The organism is Clavibacter lycopersici, from assembly GCF_003576405.1.
Classification (GTDB): domain Bacteria; phylum Actinomycetota; class Actinomycetes; order Actinomycetales; family Microbacteriaceae; genus Clavibacter; species Clavibacter lycopersici.
Map to the genome: position 1 here is coordinate 1 of NZ_QWGT01000508.1, position 617 is coordinate 617.

The window sequence follows — 617 nt, forward strand, 5'->3', positions numbered from 1 at the left end:
CGCGGGCGCGCTCGTCGCTCGGATCCACCAGCACGACGCCCGCGGTCGGCAGCCCGCGCGCGATGCGCCGCGCCGCCGCCACGCGCACGACCGGCCCGCCCCAGCTGTGCCCGACGAGCACCAGCCGGCGGTGCGGGAACGCGGCGACGACCGCCTCCAGGTCGTCGGCGAGCCGGTCGAGGTCGCGGGGCGCGGGATCCGGGTCGCTGCCGCCGAGGCCCGCGCGGTCGTACGCGACGACGCGGTGCGTCCGGGCGAGGATCCCGTGCACGGGCCCCCAGGTCAGCCCGCTCCCGCCGAGCCCCGCCTCGAGCACCACGAGGTCGTCGCCGTCGCCCGCGACCATCGCGCGCAGGCGGCGTCCGTCGGCGGTGGTGACCGTGACGTCGCGGCCGAGGAGGCCGGCGCCGGGCGGGGTCCGATCCGTCACGCGAGCACGGGCCACGGCTGCGGCGTCCGCTCGTCGGTCGCGAGGATCCCGGCGAGCCAGTCGTCCTCGCGGCCGCCGCGGCCCATGGCGCCGAGCCGGGCGATCCCCTCGAAGCGGAAGCCGAGCGCGCGGGCGACGGCGGCGGATCCGGCGTTCCCGGCGTACGCGCGCCAGCCGATGCGCGCGA

The 617-nt window shown here is 80.1% G+C and carries 2 protein-coding genes; both read right to left on the reverse strand.

Annotation, left to right across the window (positions count from 1 at the left end; genetic code table 11):
- On the reverse strand, positions 1-430 hold a 430-nt coding region (locus DZG00_RS16235; RefSeq protein ID WP_233550181.1), incomplete at its 3' end, for an alpha/beta fold hydrolase.
- Positions 427-617: GNAT family N-acetyltransferase (locus DZG00_RS16240; protein WP_147360104.1), on the reverse strand; the 191-nt coding region annotated here is incomplete at its 5' end. The genes DZG00_RS16240 and DZG00_RS16235, both read right to left, overlap by 4 nt.